Raw genomic sequence first — 24,792 nt, forward strand, 5'->3', positions numbered from 1 at the left:
GAACCCCTATGCAACTGGTCCATGATTTTCTGGAGCAGAGCGCCGCACGCCTGCCCGACAAAGTGGCCCTGGTCTGTGAGGGTCAGCGCCTGACCTACGCCCAGATCGACGCCATGGCCAACCGGCTGGCCCACGGCCTGCTGGACCACGGCGTCCGGCGGGGGGACCGGGTGGTCCTCTTCCTGCCCAACAGCGTGGAGCTGGTGGTGGGCATCTTTGCCGCGCTCAAGGCCAACGCCGTCTTCGTGGTGATCAATGCCTCCACCAAAGAAGACAAGCTGCGCTATATGCTCCACAACTGCCGGGCCGCGGCCCTCATCACCGGCGCCAACCAGGCGCCGCTGGCTGCCGCCCTCATGGCGGAGGTGCCCTCCCTGGGGGTCACTGTCCTCACCGGCGGCGAATCCGCCGGGCCGGGCATGCTGGCCTTCGACGCCATCCAGGCCGACTACCCGGCCACCCGTCCCCCGCGGCGCTGCATCGACCAGGATCTGGCCTGCCTGATCTACACCTCGGGCAGCACGGGGGACCCCAAGGGCGTCATGTCCGCCCACAGCAACGTGGTCTTCGCCGCGTCCTCCATCATCACCTACCTGCAGAACGTGGAGGAGGACGTGGTCATCAACGTGCTGCCCCTCTCCTTCGACTACGGGCTCTACCAGTTGCTCATGACCTTCAAGTTCGGCGGCCGTCTTGTCCTGGAGCGCTCCTTCGCCTACCCGGCCCAGGTGCTGAAGCAGATGGAGGCCGAGGCGGTGACCGGTCTGCCCGGCGTGCCGACCCTCTTCGCCATGCTCCTGCAGATGGACCTGAGCCCCTACGACCTGCGTTCCCTGCGCTACATCACCAACACCGCGGCCGCGCTGCCGGTGAGCCACATCGCCGCCATCCGGGAGAAGTTCCCCTGGGCCACCCTCTACTCCATGTACGGGCTGACCGAGACCAAGCGCACCCTCTACCTGCCGCCCGAGCAGCTGGACATCCGGCCGGACTCGGTGGGGATCCCCATCCCCGGCACCGAGGTCTGGATCGAGGATGAAGAGGGCAACCGGCTGGGGCCCAACCAGGTGGGCGAACTGGTCATTCGGGGCGGCCACGTCATGCGGGGCTACTGGGAGAACCCGGAAGCCACCGCGGCCCGCTACCGGCCTGGCCCCCTGCCCGGCGAGCGGGTCTGCTACAGCGGCGACCTCTTCCGCATGGACGAGGAGGGCTACTTCTACTTCGTGGGCCGCAAGGATGACATCATCAAGAGCCGTGGGGAGAAGGTGGCGCCCAAGGAGATCGAGAACGTCCTCTACAAATTGCCCGGCGTGGTGGAAGCCGCGGTGATCGGCGTGGAGGACCCGGTGCTGGGCCAGGCCATCAAGGCCTTCGTGGTCTGCCGGGAGACCCCGGGCAACGGCCGATTGACGGAGCGGGATGTGTTGCGCCACTGCCGCGCACACCTGGAGGATTACATGATGCCCAAATATGTGGAGTTCTGTGACGAGCTGCCCAAGACCAGCAGCGGCAAGATCAAAAAGACGGGGCTGGCCTGATGTGTGGCATCGTGGGGACCCTCAACCTGACCCAACAGCACCCCATCGACCCGGCTCGCCTGCGCCGGATGCTGGGGGCCATCCGCCACCGGGGGCCGGACCAGTTCGGCATCTACACCTTCCAGGACCAGCGCCACGGGGTGGGGCTGGGCAGCGCGCGCCTGAGCATCATCGACCTGGGCGGCGGCCAGCAGCCCATCGGCAACGAGGACGGCACCCTCTGGATCGTCTTCAACGGCGAGATCTTCAACTATGTGGAGCTCCGGCCCTTGCTGGAGCGCCAGGGCCACCGCTTTGCCACCGACACCGACACCGAGGTGATCCTCCATCTCTACGAAACCTACGGGCCGGAGTGCGTCCACCACCTCAACGGCCAGTTTGCCTTTGCCATCTGGGATGAACGGGCCCGGCGTCTCTTCATGGCCCGGGATCGGCTGGGGATCCGCCCCGTGTACTACACCCGGCAGGCCGGGGCACTTTTCTTCGCCTCCGAGATCAAAGCCCTGCTGGCCGACCCCCGGGTCCAGGCCGAGCTGGACCCGGTCACCCTGGGCCAGATCTTCACCTGCTGGAGCCCCCTCTCGCCCCGCACGGCCTTCCAGGGCATCCAGACCCTGCCGCCGGGCCACCACCTGACGGTGGACGCCGAAGGGCACCTGACGCTGGCCCGCTACTGGCAGCCCTCTTTTCCCGATGCGGGCAGCGAGACCCCGCTGACGCCCCAGGAGGCCGCCCACCAGTTGCGGGAGCTCCTGGTGGATGCCACCCGCATTCGCCTGCGCGCGGACGTGCCGGTGGGCGCCTACCTGAGCGGCGGCCTGGACTCGTCGGCCATCACGGCCCTGATCCAGCACTACACGCCCCGCCGCCTGGAGACTTTCTCCATCGGCTTCACCGATCAGGCTTACGACGAGACCCCCTTCCAGCAGGCCATGGCCCGCCACCTGGGCACAGTCCACCACCACATCACCTGCTCCCATGAAGAGATCGGCCAGGTCTTCCCCGATGTCATCTGGCACGTGGAGACGCCCATCCTGCGCACGTCGCCCGCACCCCTCTTCCTCCTCTCCCGGCTGGTGCACGACCACGACTTCAAGGTGGTGCTCACCGGCGAGGGGGCGGATGAATTTCTGGCCGGTTACAACATCTTCAAGGAGGCCAAGATCCGGCGCTTTTGGGCCCGGGAGCCGGATTCGCCCTGGCGACCGCTGTTGCTGCAGCGGATCTACCCCTACATCGAAAGCCTGCGCCAGAATCGGGGCGCCTACCTGACCCAGTTCTTCGGGCGACACCTGACCGAGGTGCAACGCCCCGACTACTCCCATCTGATCCGCTGGGAGAACACCCGGCGCAGCCATCGCTTCTTCGCCCCGGCCCTCCAGCACCCTGCCGGCGCCAACGGCCAGGCACCCCTGGATGGCGTGACCCTGCCCCCGGGGTTTGACCGTTGGAGCCCGCTGGCCCAGGCCCAGTACCTGGAAATCACCATTTTCCTGGGTGAGTACCTGCTCTCTTCCCAGGGGGACCGGGTGGCCATGGCCCATTCGGTGGAGGGGCGCTTCCCCTTCCTGGACTATCGGGTGGTGGAATTCTGCAATAGCCTGCCCCCGCGCCTGAAGCTACGGGGGCTCAACGAGAAGTACCTGCTCAAGCGGGCCGTGCAGGACCTGCTGCCGGCGGAGATCTGGCAGCGGGCCAAGCGACCCTATCGGGCGCCCATCCACCGCAGCTTCTTCCCGGAGGGCAGGCCCCTGGAGTGGGTGGCCGAGCTGCTCTCGCCGGCCCGCCTGGCAGAGGCCGGCTGCTTCAACCCGGACGCGGTGACCCACCTGACCCGGAAGCTGGCCCGCCTGGGGCACCTGGGCGAGACCGACGACATGGCCCTGGCCGGCATCCTCTCCACCCAACTGGTGCACCACCAGTTCATCGCCCACTTCCGCCCGCCGGCACCCCTGGCCGACCAGGACGATGTCAAGGTGGTGGCCCGGGGCGCATGGGCCGTCACTTCGTTGAAACATACGGCTTAAACACAAGGAAAACCCATTGACCATGTCACTTGACCGAACGTCATCGAATCAGACCGCGACCCACCCCGGCCGCCCGGCCGTCGCCTTTCACCGGGACATCCTGAAGCTGGACCCTGCCCGGGAGGTGGAACGGATCACGGAACACCTGCGCCGGGACATCTTCCAGGTGCTCCGGCGCCGGGGGGGCGTGCTGGGCGTCAGCGGCGGCGTGGACTCCGCGGTGGTGCTGGCCCTGGCCGTCCGGGCCCTGGGGCCAGAGCGGGTGGTGGCCCTGCTCCTGCCGGAGATGGAGTCCAGCCCGGACAGCGCACGGCTGGCCCATCAGGTTTGCCGCCAGTTTGGCGTCAAACCCGTCGTGGAGGATGTCACCGGCGCGCTCATCGGCTTCGGCTGCTATCGCCGGCGGGATGAGGCGGTGCAGGCCATCTTCCCCGACTACGACAGCACCTACAAGCTCAAGATCGGCCTGCCGGCCGGCCTGCTGGAAAAGGACACCCTCAACGTCTTCCACGCCACCATCGTGGCGCCCGACGGCACCGAACAGACCAAACGGCTGCGCCCGGCCGAGTTCCGCCAGATCGTGGCCGCGTCCAACTTCAAGCAGCGGGCCCGGGCGGCCCTGCTCTACTACCACGCGGAACTGCGGGACTACGCGGTCATCGGGACGCCCCAAAAGAACGAGCACGGCCAGGGCTTCTTCGTGAAGTATGGCGACGGCGCCATGGATGTGAAGCCCATCGGCCACCTCTATAAGACCCAGGTTTACCAGCTGGCCGAGTACCTGGAGATCCCGGCCGAAATCCGGGAACGGCCGCCCACGTCGGACACCTACAGCGCCGGCAGCACCCAGGAGGAGTTCTTCTTCCGGCTTCCCTTCGAGCTGATGGACCTGCTCTGGTATGCCCTGGAGCATCAGGTGCCGGTGGCCACCGTGGCCCGGGAGATGGAGCTGACCGAGGAGCAGGTGCAGCGGGTCTTCGACGACCTGACCCGCAAGCAGCGTACCACCGAGTATCTGCGCACGCCGCCCCTGGGTGTGGAAAACGGGTAGGGGGTGAGCCAGCGTGGCCCGTCTATCGGCCCATTCGTTGTTCCATGCTTTTGCCCCACTCCAGGACAGCCTGATCCAGGGGCGCTGGCTTTGGCGGCTGCTCCTGGTGGGAGGGCTGCTTGCCGGCGTGCTGATCCCGTCCCCTGGGGCGGTGTATGCCCAGGGCGAGTGTACCGGGCCGTTCCTCTCTGTCAGCCGGCCGTTGACCGAGCTGGGCCCGGACGAATATGTGCGCCGGATCGGCGTCGAGACCCCCGTGGCCACCGGCTTCCAGGGCGGCCTCTATCCGGGCGGCGTCAATCAACGCCCGCCGGCCCACGAGGCGGCTGGCCTGGCCGTGGCTGCCCAGATCGTGCCCCGCAACGCCGACGGACAGCCCGACCCCGCCGGGAAGATCGGCCTCATCTCCGTGGGGATGTCCAACACCTCGTCCGAGTTCAACACCTGGATGGCCATGGCCCACCGGGATCCGGCCGTGAATCGGGCGCTGGTGCCGGTCAACGGCGCCCAGGGCGGCCGTACGGCCGATTTCTGGACCGATCCCTACGCGGCCACCTGGCAGGAGCTGGAACAGCGGGTGGCCCGGGCCGGCCTCACCAACCAGCAGGTGCAGGTGGCCTGGATCAAGCAGACCCTCACCCGGGGCGGTGAGTTCCCGGCCAAAGCCCAGGAGCTGGAACGGGCCCTGGCGGCCATCGCGCGCAACCTGACCCTGCACTTTCCCAACCTGCGCATCGCCTACCTCTCCAGCCGCACCCGCTCCTACACCTACGAGCGGGGCCTGAGTCCGGAGCCAGTGGCCTTTGAGACCGGCTTCGCCGTCAAGTGGCTGATCGAGAAACAGATCGCGGGCGATCCCACCCTCAACTTCGACCCGGCCCAGGGCGCAGTGCAGGCGCCCTACCTCTCCTGGGGGCCGTACCTCTGGGCGGACGGGGAGAATCCCCGGGCCGATGGCTTGACGTGGACCCAGGCCGACCTGGCCCAGGACTGCACCCATCCATCCCCCAGCGGGAACCAGAAGGTGGCCCGTCTGCTCATGGACTTCTTCAAGACCGACACCACGGCGACGGCCTGGTTTCTGGCGCCGGCCGCAGCCACGCCTGCCGGCCTGCCCATGGCCACCCCCCGCTCCGTGAGCCCGCTGCGGGTGACGTCCATCCCCCAGGGCCCCGGGGCGCCGGCCGTCCCGGGGAACGCCGCACCCGGCCCGACCCCATCCCCTGCCGGCTGCGCCGGCGGGTCGGCGTGCACCCCCGAAAGCCCCCCGGCCGAGGCCTCTCCCGGGGCAGCCCCGGCCCTGCCCACACCCACGTCCACCGCCACCCCCCCTGCGATCGCCACGACCATCGCCACCCTTACCCCGGTGCCGCCCTGGCCCGGGAGCCGGGAACGCTACCGGTTGGCCCTCTACCTGACCGTGGGCGCCGGCCTGGCCCTCTTGCTCGTCGGCACAGGCTGGATCAGCCTGCGTCGCCACAGGGGCAGGTGATTGGCTGAATTGACAGGAAAATGCAAGAACTTTCGCTTGTTTTCCACGGTATACTGATGGGCGTGGCACAAGTATTCATCATACACTTTTGAGGAAGGTTCCCATTGTCTCCATTGACGCCGTTTACATGGCTGTCCCCATCAGGTCGGCACGCCATCACCTCCCGACGTTCTCTCCTCACGTTGATCCTCTGCGGTCTGGCGCTGTTGTTGCTCTGGACCGTGGACAAGGGGCCCCAGGCTGTGGTGGCCCAGGACGGCGCCGGCTACGCGCTGGCCCTGGACGGCGTGGATGATTACGTGGTGTTGGGCCGGGTGGGAAGCCTGGTCGGCGCCAACTGGACCCAGGCCAAGAGCATCAGCGTCTGGCTGCGGCCCACAGCCGCCAATGGCCCGGCGACCCTGCCCGAAGTGGGCGAGCTCATTGTGGGCAACGACTTCCCCCGCTCCTTTGGCATCAACCGGGCCAACTACGGCGGCGGCGACTACATCTGGGTCTGGAACTATGACAGCGACGGCGTGGACCGCATCGCCATCCCCTTCACGCCGGGCGAGTGGCTGCAGGTCACCCTGGTCCATGCCGATGGCATGCTCACTGCCTACAAAAACGGCACCCTGGTGGGCAGTGTCCCCAGCGGCGCCACGTTCATGCCCAACGCCACCGCGGACGGCACCCTCTACCTGGGGGGCTCCGGCCGCCGCGGCAGTGCCACCTACTTCGCCGGCGAGCTGGACGAAGTACGCCTCTGGCAGGTGGCGCTGGACGCCGCCACCGTGGCCGCGTGGACCAACCAGCCGGTGACCAGCCTCCATCCCCAGTGGTCAGCCCTGGCCGCCTACTACCAGATGAGCAACGGCAGCGGCACTGTGCTGAGCGACGACAGCGGCCACGGCTGGGCCGGCACCCTTCAGGGCGGCATGGGCGATCCCAACTGGGTCAGCTCGGGCGCCATGGGCAGCACGCCCGCGCCAACGGCGACGCCCCCCGCCGCCACGGCGACCTCGACGCCCACCCAGGTAGCCACGGCAACATCCACCGCCACCCCGGCGGCGACGGCTACCCCGACGGCGACTGCGACGCCAACGGCAACGGCCACTCCAACGGCCACCGAGACACCAACCGAGACACCGACCGCGACGCCCGAGCCGACGGCCACTGCCACGCCCACCGAACCGCCCACGCCTGCACCCAACACCGACCCCGTGGCCGCGGACGACGCCGCGAGCACCTCGGTGGATGTGCCGGTGACCGTGGACGTGCTGGCCAACGACAGTGACGGGGACGGCGATGCCCTCACCATCGTCGCCGTGGGCCAGGGGGCCAACGGCGCGGTGACCAACCACGGCGTGAACCTCTCCTATGCCCCGGTATCCGCCTTTACCGGCACCGACGTCTTTACCTACACCGTGGGCGACGGCCGGGGTGGCTTTGCCACGGCCCAGGTCACGGTTACCGTGAATGAACAGGCCGACGCCGGTTTCGCCCTGGAGTTCGACGGCAGCAACGACTACGTGGTGTTGGCCGAGACCTCCGCCATCATGGCGCCCGGCTGGCAGGACACCAAGTCCGTCAGCCTTTGGGTGCGGCCCATGGGCCCCGGGCCCGAGTGTCGCATCGGCACGCCTGCCTGGTGTGACGCGGTCTTCGGCGACCGGGCCCGCTGGTGGGGTATCTCCATCGGCGTGATGAACGGCTACGACCGTCTCTGGATCTGGAACTATGACGGCAGTTCGGGCTCCATGCTGGACGTCATCGGCGTGCCCTACACGCCCGACGAGTGGGTCCACATCGGGCTGGTACACAGCGATGGTGTCTTACGGGCCTACAAAAACGGGGTGGAGGTGGGCAGCATTGCCAGCGGCACCACCCAGCAGCCCAACACCGGCGCCCAGCCCGTCCTTCACCTGGGCGGCATCATCAACAACGCCAGCCGCAACTGGACCTTCCACGGCCAGGTGGATGAGCTGCGCCTCTGGAACACGGCCCGGACCGCGGCCGAGATCGCCCAGGAGATGAATGCACCCCTGGCGGGCACAGAGCCCGGCCTGGCCGCCTACTATCGCATGTCCGACGGCGCGGGCACCCTGTTGACCGACGACAGCGGCCATGGCTGGACCGGCACCCTGAACGATGGCAATCAATTTGTGCCCGCGGACGGCCCCATCCAGTGGGTGCCCTCCACCGTGTGGGCCGGAAGCGTGCAGGGGGCTGGGCTCTCCGCCCAGGCAGACCGGGGCGGCGTCATCCTGCTGGGCATCGGCCAGCGGCCGGCAGATGGCCGGCTGATCGAGCCCACCGAGATCCGCCAGGATCACCATCAGATCTTTCTGCCCGTGGTTCGGGCCAGATAGGAGATAGCGCCGAGATGAATCGTCAACTGGCCGCCTTGAGCGGTGTGGCGATGGTCCTGGTGGTGCTGCATCATGCCATCGACCTGCAGCTCAGCTGGCTGCAGCAGACGGGGCAGGGGCTGGCGGGCTGGCAGTTTGGGGCCCTGGTGCTCCTGCACCGTCTGGGCAAGTTCGCCGTGCCCACCTTTCTCTTCGTCTCCGGCGCCTTTGTCGCCTACGCCGCCCGGGGGAATCCGCCCCATCTTTCCTGGCACAGCGTGGGCATGACCTTGCGCCGCCTGCTCTGGCCCTACCTCATCTGGTCGTTGCTCTTCTACGCCTGGATCTTCTGGCGTCGGGGCGATGCCTACTCGGTCCTGGGCTACGTGAAGAACCTGCTGGTGGGCTATCCCTACCATTTCATTCCGCTGCTGCTCTTTTACTACGGCATCTCTCCCCTGATTGCCCGGGTGGCCCGGCGCCATGGCTATCTGCTGTTGGCAGCCATCGGCCTCTACCAGCTCTTCCTGATCAACCTGGAGTTTCCCGGCAGCCTGGGCTTCACCTTCCCGGCGTCGGGCGCTCTGCGACTGCTGGTGCCGCCCATCCTGGGGGAGACGGTGGCCCTGTGGGGGATCTACTTTCCCCTGGGGCTGGTCTACAGCCTGAAGGCCCGGGAGCTCACCCCCCGGGTGGCCCGGCTGCGCGCACCCCTGGTGGCGGCCACAGTGCTGTTCTTTCTGTTGGATGTCCTCCACACCGCGGGGGTGATCCACGCACCCCTGGCGGTTCATCTCTATCCGTTTACCTTCCTGTGGCTGGTGCCGTTCATCCAGCGCAACGCCATCCCCCGGGTTCGACAGTTCGAGGCCGTGGGCAAGCGTTCCTACGGGCTCTACCTGACCCATCTCCTGGTGATCGACGCCGCCTACTTTCTCGTCAACCACTTTGCGCCCGGCCTTTTTGCCCACCCCCTTCCTCTGGCGCTGGTTGTCTTTGTCCTGGCCCTGGCGATCCCCCTGCTGGGCATGGCAGGGATGACGGCGTCGCCGGCCCGGGGGGCCTATCGCTTTGCATTCGGCTGAGGCCATCACCCATCCACGGCACAGGACCTGACGATGTTTCGGCAGATGGTACGTCGCGGTATCGCGCAGGTATCTCACTGGAGGCATATGTCCTACCCAATGTTGCGCAATCTGGCTACGGAGGTCGGCTTGATCGGCAGCCACCGGGATTACACCCGCTTCATCATCCTGGGCCGCTCCCGCAGTGGCTCCAACTTCCTGCGCGGCCTGCTGAATGCCCACCCCCAGATCGTGGCCTTCGGCGAAATCTTCCAGACCCCGGATGAGATCGCCTGGGGACTCACCGGCTATGGCCAGAGCCGCTACCTGCGCACCTTGCACCGGGAAGATCCGGTGCGCTTTCTGGAAAGCCAGGTGTACCGTCGTTTTCCCCGGTCGGTGGCGGCGGTGGGCTTCAAGATCTTCTACTACCACGCCCAGCACGACGGCTGGCGTCCAGTCTGGCGCTATCTGGCGGAGCAGAAGGATCTGAGAGTGATTCACATTCGCCGGGAGAACATCCTGCGCACCCACCTCTCCCGCAAGCGGGCCATGCTCACCGATACCTGGGTCAACGTCACCGGCGAGCCCATGACCCAACCGCCGGTGACCCTGGACTATCGGGAGTGCCTGGAGGATTTCGTCACCACCCGGGCCTGGGAGCTCCGCTACGACGAGCTCTTTGCCGATCATCCCAAGATCACGGTCCGCTACGAGGATCTGGATACCGACTATGCCGGTGAGATGGCCCGGGTGCAGGAATTCCTGGGCGTCTCCCCGCAGCCGGTGCGCCCGGAAACCTACAAGCAGTCCACCCAGCCCCTCTCCCAGGCCATCGCCAACTATGCAGAGCTGCGGGCCCGGTTCCAGGGTACCGAGTGGGAGAGCTTCTTTGAGGAGTGAGTTTGTTTAGCGGGCTGTGCACCTGTCTACCCCCAACACCCCGGGGCTCTGCCTGCTGTTCGTTTCGTGCAGTCCGTCGCAGCATCTTACAGGAAACTGAGAAACTAACACAACCATGAAAGCATCGCTACGTACCATCTTCCTTGGCGTATCCATCTTTGCCCTGGCGGCCGTTCTGTTCGTCTGGCAGTCCCTGCCGGTGACCGCGGTCACGGTGGGCAACGATGAAATCAATTTCATCACCGTCCGCTACGACTACCCCAGCACCGGCCAGTCTACCTGGTATTACCAGGTGATCTCCGGCCGCCGCCCCGCCATCAGCCACGTCACCTTCCAGATGAACCTGGACTGCCTGGATGTGGTGGATGCCGGTACCTGGGACGGCACCAACCTGGACGCGTTGAATTCGGGCGCGGGGCAGCCGGAAGTGGGCACCGATCCCACCACCGGCGTGACCGGCCTCAAATTCGACCAGGGCTTCGCCGATAACGAAGTGCGCTACTACTACTTCACCGTGGACGGCAATTACGCCCAGAGCTCCATCACCGTAGCATCCAAGGGGGGGCCAGGCTACGACACCGCCCTGATCACCGGGCCGAGCCTGAGCTGCCAGCCCCAGGAAACTCCCAGTCCAACACCGACCAACACGCCGACGCCGGTGCCGCCGACACCCACACCTATACCGACCAACACACCGACGCCGGTGCCGCCGACGCCCACGCCCACCAATACGCCGACGCCAGTACCGCCGACACCCACACCTACACCAACCAACACACCGACTACCTGTGTCACCGCGGCAGTGGACCTGGAGCTTCTGGTCAACGGCGAGGACGCCGACAGCGCCCCTGGACCCACGGTCCCCGTGGGCAGTACGGTGACCTGGACCTACGTGGTCACCAATAACGGTGGCACCCCGCTGACCAACATTGCCGTCTTCGACCAGATGGTCGGCGCCACGCCGGTCTGCACCCAGGCTTCCTTGGGTGTTGGCCTCTCGTTCAGCTGTGAGCGAACCACCACGGCCCAGGCCGGCCAGTTCGTCACCACCGCCAAGGTGACCGCCTTCTGCGACGGTGTCGAGGTGACCGACCGGGACAAGGGATACTACACAGGTCAATAGGTTCCAGGCCCGGCGCCTTCCCCCGGCGCAGGGTCCACCATGACAGCCTGGTGGGGTTGGCGACTACCCAACGGAGGTAATAGACCCATCGTAGAGGGCATGTTGTCAATCCCACCAGTCAATCCCGGCAGAAATTCGCCGATAGTTTCCACCAGAGGGAGTGCGCCCAGAGGGCACCCGGAATTTCTGCCGCGGTATTGACGCCAGACTGTACTAAGCATCGGCCAGGCATCCTGGCGTGACGGGGGCGCAGGGATGCTCTGGCATCTGGGTCTGGCCGGACCGACGATGTGGGTGGGAACCCCCGAGGTACCACCCACCATCTGATCTCTGGGCGCATTGACGCCCCCTGGTACTGCCCTTGTAGAGGGGATTCAGCCGTTGAAGATCCTGTTTTTGACCCAGGTGTTGCCCTATCCACTGGACGCCGGGCCCAAGGTGCGGGCCTACCATGTGCTGCGCTACCTGGCCCAGCGCCATCAGGTCACCCTGGTCTCCTTTGTCCGGCCCGGGGATCCCCCCGCAGCCCTGGCCCATCTTCGGGCACTGTGTGGGTCGGTCCACACCGTGCCCATGGTGCGCAGCCCTGGACGGGACCTGTTCCATCTGGCCCGCAGCCTGGCTGGTCCAACCCCGTTCCTGATCGCCCGAGACTGGGTGCCGGCCATGGCCCAGACCCTGGACCGGGTGGTGCAGGCAGAGGGGCCCTTTGACGCCGTCCACGCCGATCAGCTGTGGATGGCGCCCTATGCCCTGGGGATCGCGGAGCAGGCCCATCCTCCTGGCTCTATCCGCCGCGTGTTAGACCAGCACAACGCGGTCTTCCTGATCCCGGGGCGCATGGCGGCCGGCGAAGGCAACCCCCTCAAGCGGGTCCTGATGGCCCTGGAGGCCCGCAAGCTGGCCCGCTACGAGGCGGAGGTCTGCGCCCGTTTTGACCGGGTGGTGTGGGTCACCGAGGATGACCGCCGCGCGGTACAGGGCCAGGCCGCCCGCTTTGGACTTCAGCAGGCGGTCGCCGCGGCCGATGGCAGCGTGATCCCCATCTGCGTGGACCCGGAAGCGGAGCCGCCCATCCCGCGGGGGCCTGACCCCAGGCGGGTGACCTTCCTGGGCGGGTTGCACTATCCGCCCAACGCCCAGGGGGTTCTCTGGTTTGCCCGGGAGGTCTTCCCTCAGGTCTTGGCCCAGGTGCCCAACGCAATCTTGACGGTGATGGGCAAGCAGCCACCGGCGGCCCTGGCCCGGCTGGGGCTACCCCCGGGCAGCCTGGAGCTGACCGGCTATGTGGACGACCCCCGGCCCTACCTGGCCGACACCGCAGCTTTCATCGTGCCCCTGTTGGCCGGCGGCGGCATGCGGGTCAAGATCCTGGATGCCTGGAGTTGGGGACTGCCTGTGGTCAGTACCACCGTCGGCGCGGAGGGCATCCAGCTGCGGGCAGGCGAGCAGCTTGTCCTCGCCGACGAGCCGGGCGATTTCGCCCGCGCCGTGGTTCGTTGCCTGCAGGAGCCGGACTACGCCCGTCAGCTGGCCCAGGCCGGCCGGGACTGGGTCCTGGCCCACTATCATTGGCGTCTACGGTACCGGGCCTGGGAGGCCATCTATCCCGCCCCCCAGGCCGAGCCGGTGCGTTCCCGGGTGAGGGAGCCTGCGGGGTCCCAACCTGTGGTACGCACCTGAACCCACAGGTGCGTACCAACCTGTGGGACGCACCGGAACCAAACGGTACCGGTTTGGCCCAGGGCGGCGTCAACCGACCAGAGACGCGTCCCGCACCAGCGGATGCTTCCTGGGCGAATTGATGCCCCTTGGGACCGGCGCCCGTCCTTTGCAGCCATGCTGGTGGCTGTGGGGAGGGCGGTTATCGGAGGAACTTAGCAGACAGTGGACACCCAGCCCGGACGACGTAAACCCCGGTCGCCCGTCCAACAGGACGTGGCCGCTGGCACGCCGAACTGGCTGGGGCACCCTGGCGCACCACTGTGGCGCAAAGGAGGTGATGCCTATCGGTAGAGTCTGGACAGGCAGTTTTCTAGCATCGTCGAGTTTTGTCATGTCCTGGGCGGAATCGGGCCTCCACAATCCCGGCTCCCCCGCCGACAGAGAGGCGCGGTCCCTCGCGAGGATGTTCGCCGGCAGGTGCCATGGGCGCCTGACCGGGTTCCTCCAAATGAGGGTATACCCTTACTATTCAACCGGGAGGAAAAAATGAACCATCGATTTTGGCGTTTTGCGATTCTGATTGCGCTGGTGGTCGCCGCCTTCAGCGTGCCGGCCACTGCCCTGGCCGGGAAGAAGGTCTACAAGGCAGCCCTGAGCACCAAGAACGAGCTCCACGACGTGGTGGACTCCAACGCCAGGGGCCGGGGTGTCTTTGCCATCTTCGCCGACGGCCAACTGCACTTCCAGGTGCAGGTGCGCAATCTCTCGGGCCCGGTCACCGGCGCCCATCTCCACGGGCCGGCTACCGCTGCCCAGAACGCGGGCGTGCTGGTGACCCTCTGCGGCAACCCCCAGCCGGGCGTTTACGCCACCTGTGAGACCACCGACGGCGTCTTCTCGGTGGATGGGGTCATCACATCCCAGTTGCTGGCCCAGTTGGGGCTGAAGCCCAAGGATCTCATGGAGTACCTGGACAATGGTCTGGTCTACATCAACGTGCACACCGCCCAAAATCCGGCCGGTGAGGCGCGGGGCCAGCTCATTCCCCAGTAATTTCCTGTTGTCGGAGGGGCGGGTTCCAAACCCGCCCCTCTCACCCTGATCACGCCCATGCACATTCTCTACGTGGTTCCCTACGCGCCCAATCCCATCCGGGTGCGACCCTACCAACTGATTCGGGGGCTTTTGCGTCGCGGCCACGCGGTCACCGTAGCCACCCTGTGGAGCAGCCCAGAGGAGCGCCAGGACCTGGCTGTCCTGGACGCGTGGGGCGCCCGGGTGATGGCCGAGCCCCTGCCGCGGTGGCGTGCGGCCCTCAACCTGGTGCGGGCCCTGCCCGGTTCCAGGCCGCTGCAGGCCGCCTATTGCTGGCAGCCGGCCCTGGCCCGGCGCATCCGCCAGCTTTTGGACGCGGAATCCTTTGACGTGATCCACGTGGAGCATCTGCGTGGGGCAGCCTATGGCCTGGGGGCCCAGGCCCATCTGGCCGACCGGCCCGGATCGCCCCCGGTGGTGTGGGATAGCGTGGACTGCATCGCCTATCTCTTCGAGCAGGCAGCCCGCCACAGCCGGAGCATCCAGGGGCGGCTGATGACCCGGCTGGAGCTGGGACGTACCCGGCGCCATGAGGGGGCCCTGCTCCAGCGTTTTGACCGCACCCTGGTCACCTCAGCGGCGGATCAGGCGGCCCTGACGGCCCTGGCCCGGGAGGCCAACCCCCGGGGGATCATTCGTCCCCCGGCCATTGTGGCCAACGGCGTGGACCTGGCCCATTTTACCCCTGGCCTGCCGGATCAGCGGGCGCCGGCCAAGGTGGTCTTTAGCGGCAAGATGAGCTACCACGCCAACGTCACTGCCGCCCTTTTCCTGGTGCAAGAGATCATGCCCCGGGTCTGGGCCCGGCATCCCCATGTGCAGGTGCAGATTGTGGGGGCCCAGCCCACGGCCGCGGTGCGGGCGTTGGCCACGGGGGATCCTCGGGTGACGGTGACCGGCTGGGTGCCCGATCTCCGCCCCTATCTCCAGCAGGCGACCCTGGCCGTGGCGCCCGTCCTCTACAGCGCGGGCATCCAAAACAAGGTGCTGGAGGCCATGGCCTGTGCCACGCCGGTGGTGACCACGCCCCAGGCGGTAGCCGCGCTGCAGGTGGACCTGGCCGCGGAAGTGGCCGTAGCTCCGGATGCCGATGGCCTGGCCCAGGCAGTCGTCCAGTTGCTGGAGGACCCGGCCCGACGTCGGCAGCTTGGCCAGAACGGCCGGGCCTATGTGGAGCGTTGCCACTCTTGGACAGCGGCCGTCTCCCGGCTGGAGGTTATCTACCAGGAGAGCATGGCCCAGCCCAGGCCAATTTCGCCACGACCGGAAGGCCGCCAGTTTGCCGTAGGGGCAGCTCCCAGCCGCCCGATCTCGTAGACGGTAGGGGCGGGGCTTGCCCGGCCCGGTGTCGCCGGCCGCGAAAGGCCGTCGGTTGCCGTAGGGGCGGACCCCCGTGCCCGCCCGATGGTGCCGATTGCCCCCGGGCGGATGGAGGGACAGAAACGTAGGCGCAGCTACGAGCTGCGCCTACGACGGGGTGGCCATTTCCGTAGGGGCGGGGCTTGCCCGGCCCGGTGTCGCCGGCCGCGAAAGGGCCGTCGGTTGTCGTAGGGGCGGGCCGCCGTGCCCGCCCGATGGCGCCGGCCCGGGCAGCGGCGAAAAGGCGACGAATCGATGGTGATGTGCATTCTTTTTGGCAGGAGAGTCAGCAATGCAGGCAGGGAAGAGACAGGCCGTAGCAACCCGGACAGCCGAAGCGGCAGGCCGGCTGTCCATACTGGGACGCCAGATCAGCGTGGGGCGGCTTCTGGCCATGATCGCGCTGGTGGCGGTCCTGTTGCGGGTGGCTTCGGCCCTCTACCAGGGGGATACGGTCAACGTCCTTCCCGGCGTCTTCGATGAGGTCTCCTACGATGGGCTGGCCCGCCGGGTGTTGGGCGGCCACGGCTTCACCTTTGCCCAGGACCACTGGCCGGCCACCAAGGCCGGGGAGCCTACGGCCCACTGGAGCTTCCTCTACACCCTCTACATTGCCGGGGTCTACGCCCTCTTCGGCGCCCACCCCCTGGCCGCACGCCTGATCCAGGCGGTGCTGACCGGCCTGTTGCAGAGCTGGCTGGCCTGGCGGATCGGGCGCCGGGTCTTCGGGCAGGCGGCTGGCCTGATCGCGGCCGCCCTCAGTGCCGGCTACATCTACTTTTTCTACTACGCTGGCGCCCTGGTAACCGAGTCCTTTTACATGGTGGCCATCCTCTGGGCTCTGGACGCGGCCCTGCGCCTGGGCGACCGGCTGGCCGCCGGGTCGGATGCCCCGCGGCCCGGCGCGAACGCATGGCTCTGGCTGGAGCTGGGCGCAGCCGTGGCCGTGGCCGGGCTGTTGCGCCAGGTCTTCCTGCTCTTCGTCCCCTTCCTCTACCTGTGGCTGGCCTGGCGAGGCCTGGCCGGCTCGGGCGGCTGGAGACGGCGGGCGTGGGCAGCGGCGCCGGGGCTGCTGGTGGGCTTCGTGCTGGCCACGGCTGTGGTGGTGGCGGCCATCGCTCCCTGGACCATCCGCAACGCACGTGCCTTTGGCACCTTTGTCCCGCTGAACACCAACGCGGGCTACGCCTTCTACTGGGGCAACCATCCTGTCTACGGCACCCGGTTCCAGGGCATCCTGCCGGCGGATGGCCCCTCCTACGTGGATTTGCTGCCCCGGGAGCTGGCTTCCCTGAACGAGGCGGAGCTGGATCAGGCGCTATTGCGGCGGGGCATCGGCTTTGTGCTGGCCGACCCCTGGCGCTATGGGTTGCTCTCCCTCAGCCGGGCGCGGGAATACTTCAAATTCTGGCCCTCGGCTGAATCCAGCACCATCAGCAACCTCTCCCGGGTGGCTTCCTTTGGCCTGCTCCTGCCCTTCATGTTGGTGGGCCTGGCCCTGGCCGTGGGACGGCTCATCCGGCGGGATGATCCCCGGCAAGGCCCGGCGGTGCTGCTCCTGGGCCTTTTCATCGGGGTCTACACCGGCGTCCACTTGCTCACCTGGACTTTGATCCGCTATCGCCTGCCGGTGGACAGCGTCCTGCTCCTCTTTGCGGCCCTGACCCTGGTGGAGCTGGCTGCCCGGCGGGGGTGGCTGACAAACGCTGCCACAGCCGGGCCTGTTTCCCCTTCGGCTGTCTCCACTTCTTCTGTTTCTTCCTCTGTTTCGACCTTTGACAGCTATTTGTAAGCCCCAAGCCGGTCAAAATGTGCTAATGTATCCATGCCAGTATCTGGCTGGCTGAGTTCCTGACAGAACGCTCCATTCATTTGACTGTCAGGCCATGACCGTTGTACCCCCGATGGAGGTGGGATAGAGCCGTTCTGACAGGTCCCGCCCTCCTGGCGTCGCAGGTGACACCCCCCCATGGTACATCCAGTTGACGCCGCCGGATGAAGTAGCCGATCCGACGGCCGGGTGTCGCCTGTCCGCAGGCAGGGAGACGGTCTCCCAGGCTGTCAGACCACGGCGGGCGCGAGAAAGCCGTCGTTTATGTTGAGGGAAGCTCTCTACTATGACATTGCAGACTGAAACCGCTCGACTTGACGCGATTCATCAGGCCCCCTGGCTTTTGGAGAACCAGTCCAGCCACTACCGGCGCCTCTATCGTCTGGCCCTCCTGGTGGGGGACGGAGCCATGTTGCTGTTGGCCTTTGCCCTGGCCTACTGGCTCCGCTTTCAGGTGGGCATCACCGTCTCACCCGAGGTGACACCGGTTCCCCAGCACTACATCCGCCTGGTCCTGATCTTGATTCCTTTGTGGCTGCCCCTGTTCTCGTTGCTGCGCCTGTACGACTTTCACTACCTGTTGGGCGGCACGGCGGAGTATGCCCAGGCCTTCAACGCCACCACCAGCGGCATGATGATCGTCATCCTGGCCAGCTTCGTGGATCCCAGCTTCCGCATCTCCCGGGCCTGGCTCCTCATGTCCTGGCTGCTGTCCACCGGCCTGATCTGCGGCAACCGCTTCCTCCTGCGCCGGCTGGCCTACGCCCAGTGGCGCCGGAGTCGCTTCCTGACGCCGACCCTCATCGTGGGCACCAATCAGGAGGCCATGGCCCTGGCCGCCAAGCTGCGGGAAAGCGTCAACACGGGGCTGGCGGTCCTGGGCTTCGTCAGCACTGACGGCGACGACGAGGGGAGCATGCGGCTTTCTGCCCTGGACGGCCTGCCCGTGCTGGGCAACATGAATGCCCTGCCCCGGCTCATCCAGAACCACCACGTGGGGGAAATCGTGGTGGCCAGCACCGCCCTTTCTCGGGACCAGCTCACCGAGGTCTTCCGCTGTGTCACCGCCATGCCCCAGGTGGAGATCCGGCTCTCGTCGGGCCTCTACGAGATCCTCACCACCGGCATGCGGGTCACCCGCAAGGGGGACGTCCCCTTGATGAGCCTGAACCGGCTGCGCCTGGATCCCCTGGAGAGTTTCCTGAAGGCGGCCCTGGACTACACCCTGATCTTCTTCAGCTTGCCGGTATTGGTCCCCCTCTTTGCGGTGGTGGCCGTGCTCATCAAGCTGGACTCGCCGGGGCCAGTCTTCTACCGCCGGCGGGTCCTGGGAGTGGGCGGCAAGGAATTCGACGCCTTCAAGTTTCGGACCATGGCCGTCAACGGCGACGAGATCCTGGCCCGCTATCCCCAGCTCCAGGCCGAGCTCCAGGCCACCCACAAGCTCAAGTATGACCCCCGGGTCACCCGGATGGGCCGCTGGCTGCGCCGCACCAGCCTGGACGAGCTGCCCCAGCTGATCAACGTCTTGCTGGGCCAGATGAGCCTGGTGGGCCCTCGCATGATCAGCCCGGAGGAGGCCGACGAGTACGGCCGCCTGAAGCTGAACCTGCTCACCGTCAAACCCGGCCTGACCGGCCTCTGGCAGGTCTCCGGCCGTTCGGACCTCTCCTACGAGGAGCGGGTGCGCCTGGACATGCAGTACATCCGGAACTACAGCATCTGGCTGGACCTGCAGATCCTCTTCGTCCAGACCATTCCGGTGGTGCTTCAGGGGCGTGGGGCGTATTGAGTGGGAAGTCCGGAGTCCGAAGTCCGGAGTCAGTCCGGAGCGTGAAAGTTTACGGCCCGGCCTTGGGGCCGGTTATCCAGAAGATGGCCATGCTATGACCAAAGCGTTGATCCTGGCCGCCGGCAAGGGCACCCGGCTCGGCCCGTTGACTGCCCGCCAGCCCAAGCCCATGTTGCCGGTCGGTGGCCGGCCCCTGTTGGCCCACACGGTGGCATGGCTGCGCCACCATGGCATCCGGGAGATCGCCATGAACCTCCACCACTGCCCGGAGGCCATCACCGGCTACTTCGGCCAGGGGGAAGGCCACGGCGTTCACCTGACCTACTCCTACGAGGACACCCTGTGGGGCACCGCGGGCGCGGCCCGTCGCCTGGCGTCCTTCCTGGACACCACCTTCGTGGTGGTCTACGGCGACGTCTTCACCAACCTGGACCTCACCCGCCTGCTGGACGGGCACCGGGGGCGGGCCGAGCTGACCCTGGCCCTCTACCGGGTGCCCAACCCCGGCGAATGTGGCCTGGTGGAGACCGATCCCCAGGGCCGGGTGACCCGCTTCGTGGAGAAGCCCCCGCCGGACCAGATCTTCACCGACCTGGCCAACGGCGGCATCCTGGTCTGCGAACCGTCCATCCTGGACTGGATCCCGGCGGAGACGGTCTACGACTTCGGCCACGACCTCCTGCCGGCCCTGCTGGCGGCCGGGCGGCCTGTCTACGGCCAGCCCATTCGTCCCGACGAAGTGCTCATCGACATTGGCACCCCTGCCGGCTACAGGCGGGCCCAGGAGGCCTTCCCCGCCGTGCAGGACGCCCTGACCCGGGAAGGAGCAGCTCTGCTGCCATGATCATCACCCAGACGCCGTTACGTATCAGCTTCCTGGGCGGAGGAACCGACTTTCGGGAGTTTTTTCTGCGGGAAGGGGGCTGGGTACTCAGCTCCGCCATCGACAAATACATCTACGTTATCCTAAAAGAGCGCTACGACGACAAGATCCGGGTGGGCTACACCCGCACCGAACTGGTGGATCGGGTAGACGAGCTCCAACACGAACTGGTGCGGGAGTGCCTGCGCCTGACGGGCATCACCAGGCGGGTGGAGATCGCCACCATGGGGGACATCCCCTCCCAGGGCTCCGGCCTGGGGTCATCCAGCACCGTCACCGTGGGGCTGTTGAACGCCATGTACCACTATCTGGGCACGCCCCAGGATCAGGAGACCCTGGCCCGGCAGGCCTGCCAGGTGGAGATCGACGTCCTGGGCCATCCCATCGGCGTCCAGGATCAGTACATCGCTGCCTACGGCGGCCAGCGCTTCATCCGCTTCTGTGAAGACGGCACCGTCCACGTGGAGCCCCTGGGGCTGGAGCCGGAGCAGCTTCGGCGTCTGAACCAGAACCTGATGCTCTTCTTCACCGGCATGACCCGGCGGGCCTCCAGCGTGCTCACGGAACAGGTGGCGCAGATGGGAGACCGGCTGGCGGTGTTGCGGGCTATGAAGGGGCTGGCCCTGCAGGCCCGGGACGCGCTGCGGGCCGGCGAGTTCGACGAGTTGGGCCACCTCATGGACCAGGGGTGGACTTTGAAAAAGCAGTTGGCCAGCAAGATTAGCAACGGCGAGATCGACGACCTCTACCAGACGGCCCGGCGGGCCGGCGCCCTGGGGGGGAAGATCACCGGCGCGGGCGGGGGCGGTTACCTGCTGCTCTATTGCCCCCGGGCCCGCCAGGACGATGTCCGGGCTGCCCTGCGCTGCCTGCCCGAGCTGCCGTTCCACCTGGAGCGGGATGGGTCGAAGGTCATTTTTAACATCCGCCGCTGAATTTTCCAGTTCTGGAAGGAATTGCCACCATGGACCAGTATCAATACCAGCAGTACGCCACCGAGATTGCCCTCACCCTGGATCTGCTCCCCTGGGAGACCATCCACGAGATGGTGCAGGTGTTGCACCAGGCCCGCCTGGAGGGACGCCAGATCTTCGTCATGGGCAATGGCGGTAGTGCCAGTACTGCCACCCATATGGCGTGTGACCTTTCCAAGAATACCGCGGCTGCCGGCACCCCCCGCTTTCGGATCATGGCCCTGACCGACAATATGGCCCTCTTCTCGGCCCTGGCCAACGACCTGGCCTACGAGGATGTCTTCGCCGAACAGCTGGCCAACTTCCTTCAGCCGGGCGACGTGGTGGTGGCCATCTCCACCAGCGGCAATTCGCCCAACGTCCTCAAGGCTGTGGAACTGGCCCGGACCTCCGGCGCTTTCACCATCGGCTGGACGGGCTACAACGGCGGCAAGCTGGCCCGGCTGGTGGACATGTCCATTGTGGTGCCCAACGACTGTGTGGAGCAGATCGAAGACATTCACATGATGCTGGAGCACATGGCGACCAAAGCCTTACGCCGGCTGGCCCAGCGGGACAGCGCGGCCCGTGCCTTCGTGTCGCCCGTGCTGACATCGGGCCTGCCGGAAGCCGTGGCTCCCAGGCCCAGCCGCAACGGCCACAGCCCGGCGGTGGTCCGGCCTGCTTTGGCGGACCTGCCCGTCGAGCCCGGAGACAGTGCCCGGCAGCCATGATCGCCGGCGTGTTTTTGGACCGGGATGGCGTCCTCAACCGGGAGCGCCCGGACTACGTGAAGGGTTGGGACGAATTTCAGTGGCTGCCCGGGGTGATGCCTGCCCTGGCCCGCCTGGCCAAACTGGGCTGCCCCATCGCCGTGCTCACCAACCAGTCCGCCATTGCCCGGGGCCTGGTGAGCACGGCCACGGTCGCGGCCATCCACCGGCGGATGCAGGCCGAGGTGGCCGCTGCGGGCGGACGCATCGATGCCTTTTTCGTCTGCCCCCACCATCCGGACGACGGCTGCGACTGTCGCAAACCTAAACCGGGCCTCCTGCGCCAGGCCGCAGCCCATTTTCAGCTGGACCTGGCCCAATGTGTGTTCATCGGGGATTCGATTACGGACGCCCAGGCGGCGTATGCGGTATACTGTGCATCTGTGCTGGTGCAATCGGGCCGGCAGGGGCCGAACCTCCCCTCCCTGTTGCCCCCTGCCCTGCAAGATGTCCCCATCGTGCCCGATCTGGCCGCCGCCGTTGCCTGGCTGTTTGATAAAGAGAGCGTTGCCATTGAATGAAGAACTGTTCTCCCCCGCAGCTTCCCAAGCATCGACCTGCCCGCACCTGGGTCTGCGGGAAGACCCCAATGCGGTGGCCCTGATCCCCACCGCCATCCATCGTTGCTACGCGCGCAACCGTCCCTTCGCTCCGGACCTGGAGCACCAGGAGACCTTTTGTCTGCGCGCTGGCCATGGGGCCTGCCCCCATTTTCGGCCCGTCACCCCAGAGTCGGCGCTAAAAGCGGAGCCATCCAGGCCCCGGTGGATGAAGCGCGTCGGTCGGCTCCTCTCCCCCACCCGGCTGGCGGCCGCGGTGGTCTCCGTTTTGCTGGTCGTGCTGGCCGTCCAGGCCTACCACCTGATGGCCCTCACCGGCGCCACCTTCACCACCCCTCTGGTGGAAGAGGTGCCCACCTCCGTGCCCACGGTCTCCCTGCTGCCCACGCCCACGCCGACCCCGCCCCGGGCTTCCCCCACGGCGGCCCCGGCCCAGGCCAACACCGCGGTCTCCTTCGACCGCTTCGTCACGCCCACCCCGGTGCCCGGCGGTGAAATCTTCGCCATCTCGCCCCAGCCGGGGGACGCTGGCTGGTGGTCCACCCAGGGCGAACGTCCCAACCACCTGGGGGACTCCTTCCTGTACGTGGGGCAGTATGGCGGCCAGAGCTACATCGCGGGCGTCCGCTTTGACCTGAGCCGGGTTCCCCGGGGCGCCGCCATTGTGGACGCCCAGCTTCGGCTCACAGGGCTGCGGGCCGACCGCTTTTCGCCCGACGTGCCGGGCACCTGGCTGGTCCAGCTCATCGCCGAGGCCGACGTGCCGGAACTGACCACGTCCACCTTCCTGCAGTTTTACGCCGCGCCGGCGTCCATCACCCTTTTCCCCCAGCTTACCCAGGCGGACCTGGCCGAGGGGCGCAGCAACGTCTGGAACCTGGACGGAAACATCCGGGCCTGGCTGACCCAGCAACTGCTGGACGGCGCCACCACCCTGACCCTGCGCATCATCTCGTCCATCCCGGCCGGGGAGTCCCTCTTCGCCTGGGACAGCGGCCTGGGGCCGGAATCGGGGCGAGAGGCGCCTCTGCTGCTGCTCAACGTGGGTCCGCCGCCCACGGCCACGCCCCCCCTGCCCACCCGGCCGGTGGTGGTGGCCACCCTGACGCCGGCGCCGGGCAACGCGTTGACCGCGGTGGCCGCCGCCCAGACGGCCACCGCCGAGGCGTCCCTCTTTGGCACGCCCACGCCCATCCCGTACCAGATCGTCACGCCCACGCCCACCCCGGCCAACCTGGCCACGGTCCAGGCCATCGCCTATCAGCTCAACCTGCCGCCGGTGCTGGTGGATACGCCCCAGCCCGCCAACGCAGCCACCGCCACCGAGATCGCGGCCTACGCCACCGCTGTGGCCCTGACCACGGGTACCTTCACGCCGGTGCCCACCAACTATGTGACGCCCTTTATCTACTACCCGTCGCCCCCGGCAGAGAACGTGGCCACGGCGGCCGCCCGGGTGATCATGGCCACGGCGGCCGCCCAGCGTGGGGACCCCACGGCCACGCCCTTGCCCTACAACGCGGTGCCGGCCATCTACATCTACGCCACCGAGACGCCGGCCAACCAGGAGACCGCGGTCGCCCAGATCCAGCAGCGCAACGCGGATGCCATCACCACGGGGACGCCCACGCCGACCCCCTTCAACCTGGTGGTCATCACCCGGGTGCCGCCGCCTACCCCCACCCCCATCCCCCTCACCGTGGGGCTGGACGCGCTCACCCCCACACCCACGGCCACGCCCACCCGGGTGGTCACCGCGGCAGATCTGGCCCAGTTCTCCGGCAAGATCCTCTTCCTGTCCGACCGGGCCGGCGGTGGGGAGCCCACCACCTGGGTCATGGATCCGGCCACCGGCTCTGTCCTGGCCATGGTCACCGACCGCCAGCTTCACCGGCTGGCCCAGGAGCTGATCTTGCCCTACTCGCCCGATGGCCGCCAGAAGGCCATCGTGGAGGCGGACAACCGGGGCGAACTTCAGATCAAGGTGCTCTCCCTGGAGTATGGCACCAAGCAGCAGTTGACCAACTACCAGAGCGTCTACTTCGACGTTCTGACCTACGACCCGGCCTGGTCGCCCCGGGGGGACCTCATCGCGTTCGTCAGCAACAACTCGGGCGGCGACGAAATCTACACCGTGGATCCCCAGGGGCAGAACATCGTCCGCCTGACCTTCAACGATTGGGAGTGGGACAAGCATCCCACCTGGTCGCCCGACGGCAGCCAGATCGCGTTCTATTCCAACCGGGAGACCCAGCGCAAACAGATCTGGATCATGGACGCGGACGGTTCCAATGTGCGCAATTTGAGCAACAGCCCCTATAATGACTGGGACCCCGTCTGGGTTCGGTGA

The 24,792-nt window shown here is 67.1% G+C and carries 18 protein-coding genes; all 18 read left to right on the forward strand.

Annotation, left to right across the window (positions count from 1 at the left end; all coding sequences use genetic code 11):
• Positions 1 to 8 precede the first annotated feature (8 nt).
• The 18 genes from FKZ61_RS11790 to FKZ61_RS11875 all read left to right on the forward strand — a co-directional run bounded on the left by FKZ61_RS11790 (position 9) and on the right by FKZ61_RS11875 (position 24,792).
• Positions 9 to 1,541: a class I adenylate-forming enzyme family protein gene (locus FKZ61_RS11790; protein WP_141610322.1), complete on the forward strand. Its 1,533-nt coding sequence runs from the start codon at positions 9 to 11 to the stop codon at positions 1,539 to 1,541.
• Complete coding sequence (gene asnB, locus FKZ61_RS11795; protein ID WP_141610323.1) at positions 1,541 to 3,568, forward strand: asparagine synthase (glutamine-hydrolyzing); 2,028 nt, start codon at positions 1,541 to 1,543, stop codon at positions 3,566 to 3,568. The genes FKZ61_RS11790 and asnB overlap by 1 nt, the downstream gene beginning before the upstream one ends.
• 22 nt (positions 3,569 to 3,590) lie before the next feature.
• Positions 3,591 to 4,619 (forward strand): NAD(+) synthase, encoded by a 1,029-nt coding sequence (gene nadE / locus FKZ61_RS11800; protein WP_141610324.1) that lies wholly within the window; start codon positions 3,591 to 3,593, stop codon positions 4,617 to 4,619.
• A gap of 13 nt (positions 4,620 to 4,632) precedes the next feature.
• Entirely contained in the window at positions 4,633 to 6,111 is a 1,479-nt protein-coding gene (locus tag FKZ61_RS11805; RefSeq protein WP_141610325.1) for a hypothetical protein, read from the forward strand.
• 104 nt (positions 6,112 to 6,215) lie between these two features.
• The gene (locus FKZ61_RS11810) at positions 6,216 to 8,462 is read left to right on the forward strand and encodes a LamG-like jellyroll fold domain-containing protein (protein WP_141610326.1); all 2,247 of its coding nucleotides are present in this window, start codon (positions 6,216 to 6,218) and stop codon (positions 8,460 to 8,462) included.
• Between the two features lie 14 nt (positions 8,463 to 8,476).
• On the forward strand, positions 8,477 to 9,526 hold the full coding sequence (locus tag FKZ61_RS11815; protein ID WP_141610327.1) for an acyltransferase family protein: 1,050 nt from the start codon (positions 8,477 to 8,479) through the stop codon (positions 9,524 to 9,526).
• An 87-nt stretch (positions 9,527 to 9,613) separates the two neighbouring features.
• Entirely contained in the window at positions 9,614 to 10,408 is a 795-nt protein-coding gene (locus tag FKZ61_RS11820) for a sulfotransferase (protein WP_170199617.1), read from the forward strand.
• A gap of 115 nt (positions 10,409 to 10,523) precedes the next feature.
• On the forward strand, positions 10,524 to 11,531 hold the full coding sequence (locus FKZ61_RS11825) for a DUF7507 domain-containing protein (RefSeq protein ID WP_141610329.1): 1,008 nt from the start codon (positions 10,524 to 10,526) through the stop codon (positions 11,529 to 11,531).
• Between the two features lie 381 nt (positions 11,532 to 11,912).
• Positions 11,913 to 13,214 carry a glycosyltransferase family 4 protein gene (locus tag FKZ61_RS11830; protein WP_141610330.1) on the forward strand — a complete coding sequence of 434 codons (1,302 nt, stop codon included), beginning with the start codon at positions 11,913 to 11,915 and terminating at the stop codon, positions 13,212 to 13,214.
• Between the two features lie 528 nt (positions 13,215 to 13,742).
• The gene (locus tag FKZ61_RS11835; protein WP_141610331.1) at positions 13,743 to 14,249 is read left to right on the forward strand and encodes a CHRD domain-containing protein; all 507 of its coding nucleotides are present in this window, start codon (positions 13,743 to 13,745) and stop codon (positions 14,247 to 14,249) included.
• Between the two features lie 57 nt (positions 14,250 to 14,306).
• Positions 14,307 to 15,608: a glycosyltransferase gene (locus FKZ61_RS11840; RefSeq protein ID WP_141610332.1), complete on the forward strand. Its 1,302-nt coding sequence runs from the start codon at positions 14,307 to 14,309 to the stop codon at positions 15,606 to 15,608.
• 334 nt (positions 15,609 to 15,942) lie between these two features.
• Positions 15,943 to 17,442 carry a glycosyltransferase family 39 protein gene (locus tag FKZ61_RS11845; protein WP_141610333.1) on the forward strand — a complete coding sequence of 500 codons (1,500 nt, stop codon included), beginning with the start codon at positions 15,943 to 15,945 and terminating at the stop codon, positions 17,440 to 17,442.
• Between the two features lie 325 nt (positions 17,443 to 17,767).
• On the forward strand, positions 17,768 to 19,273 hold the full coding sequence (locus tag FKZ61_RS11850) for a sugar transferase (RefSeq protein ID WP_229964223.1): 1,506 nt from the start codon (positions 17,768 to 17,770) through the stop codon (positions 19,271 to 19,273).
• Positions 19,274 to 19,367: 94 nt separating this feature from the next.
• On the forward strand, positions 19,368 to 20,117 hold the full coding sequence (locus FKZ61_RS11855; protein ID WP_141610334.1) for a nucleotidyltransferase family protein: 750 nt from the start codon (positions 19,368 to 19,370) through the stop codon (positions 20,115 to 20,117).
• Positions 20,114 to 21,091: a GHMP family kinase ATP-binding protein gene (locus FKZ61_RS11860; RefSeq protein ID WP_141610335.1), complete on the forward strand. Its 978-nt coding sequence runs from the start codon at positions 20,114 to 20,116 to the stop codon at positions 21,089 to 21,091. The genes FKZ61_RS11855 and FKZ61_RS11860 overlap by 4 nt, the downstream gene beginning before the upstream one ends.
• A gap of 29 nt (positions 21,092 to 21,120) precedes the next feature.
• Positions 21,121 to 21,843 carry a D-sedoheptulose-7-phosphate isomerase gene (locus tag FKZ61_RS11865; protein ID WP_141610336.1) on the forward strand — a complete coding sequence of 241 codons (723 nt, stop codon included), beginning with the start codon at positions 21,121 to 21,123 and terminating at the stop codon, positions 21,841 to 21,843.
• The gene (gene gmhB / locus FKZ61_RS11870) at positions 21,840 to 22,403 is read left to right on the forward strand and encodes a D-glycero-beta-D-manno-heptose 1,7-bisphosphate 7-phosphatase (RefSeq protein ID WP_141610337.1); all 564 of its coding nucleotides are present in this window, start codon (positions 21,840 to 21,842) and stop codon (positions 22,401 to 22,403) included. The genes FKZ61_RS11865 and gmhB overlap by 4 nt, the downstream gene beginning before the upstream one ends.
• Entirely contained in the window at positions 22,396 to 24,792 is a 2,397-nt protein-coding gene (locus FKZ61_RS11875) for a DPP IV N-terminal domain-containing protein (protein ID WP_141610338.1), read from the forward strand. Before gmhB ends, FKZ61_RS11875 begins: the two co-directional genes overlap by 8 nt.

Source organism: Litorilinea aerophila (assembly GCF_006569185.2).
Lineage (GTDB): Bacteria > Chloroflexota > Anaerolineae > Caldilineales > Caldilineaceae > Litorilinea > Litorilinea aerophila.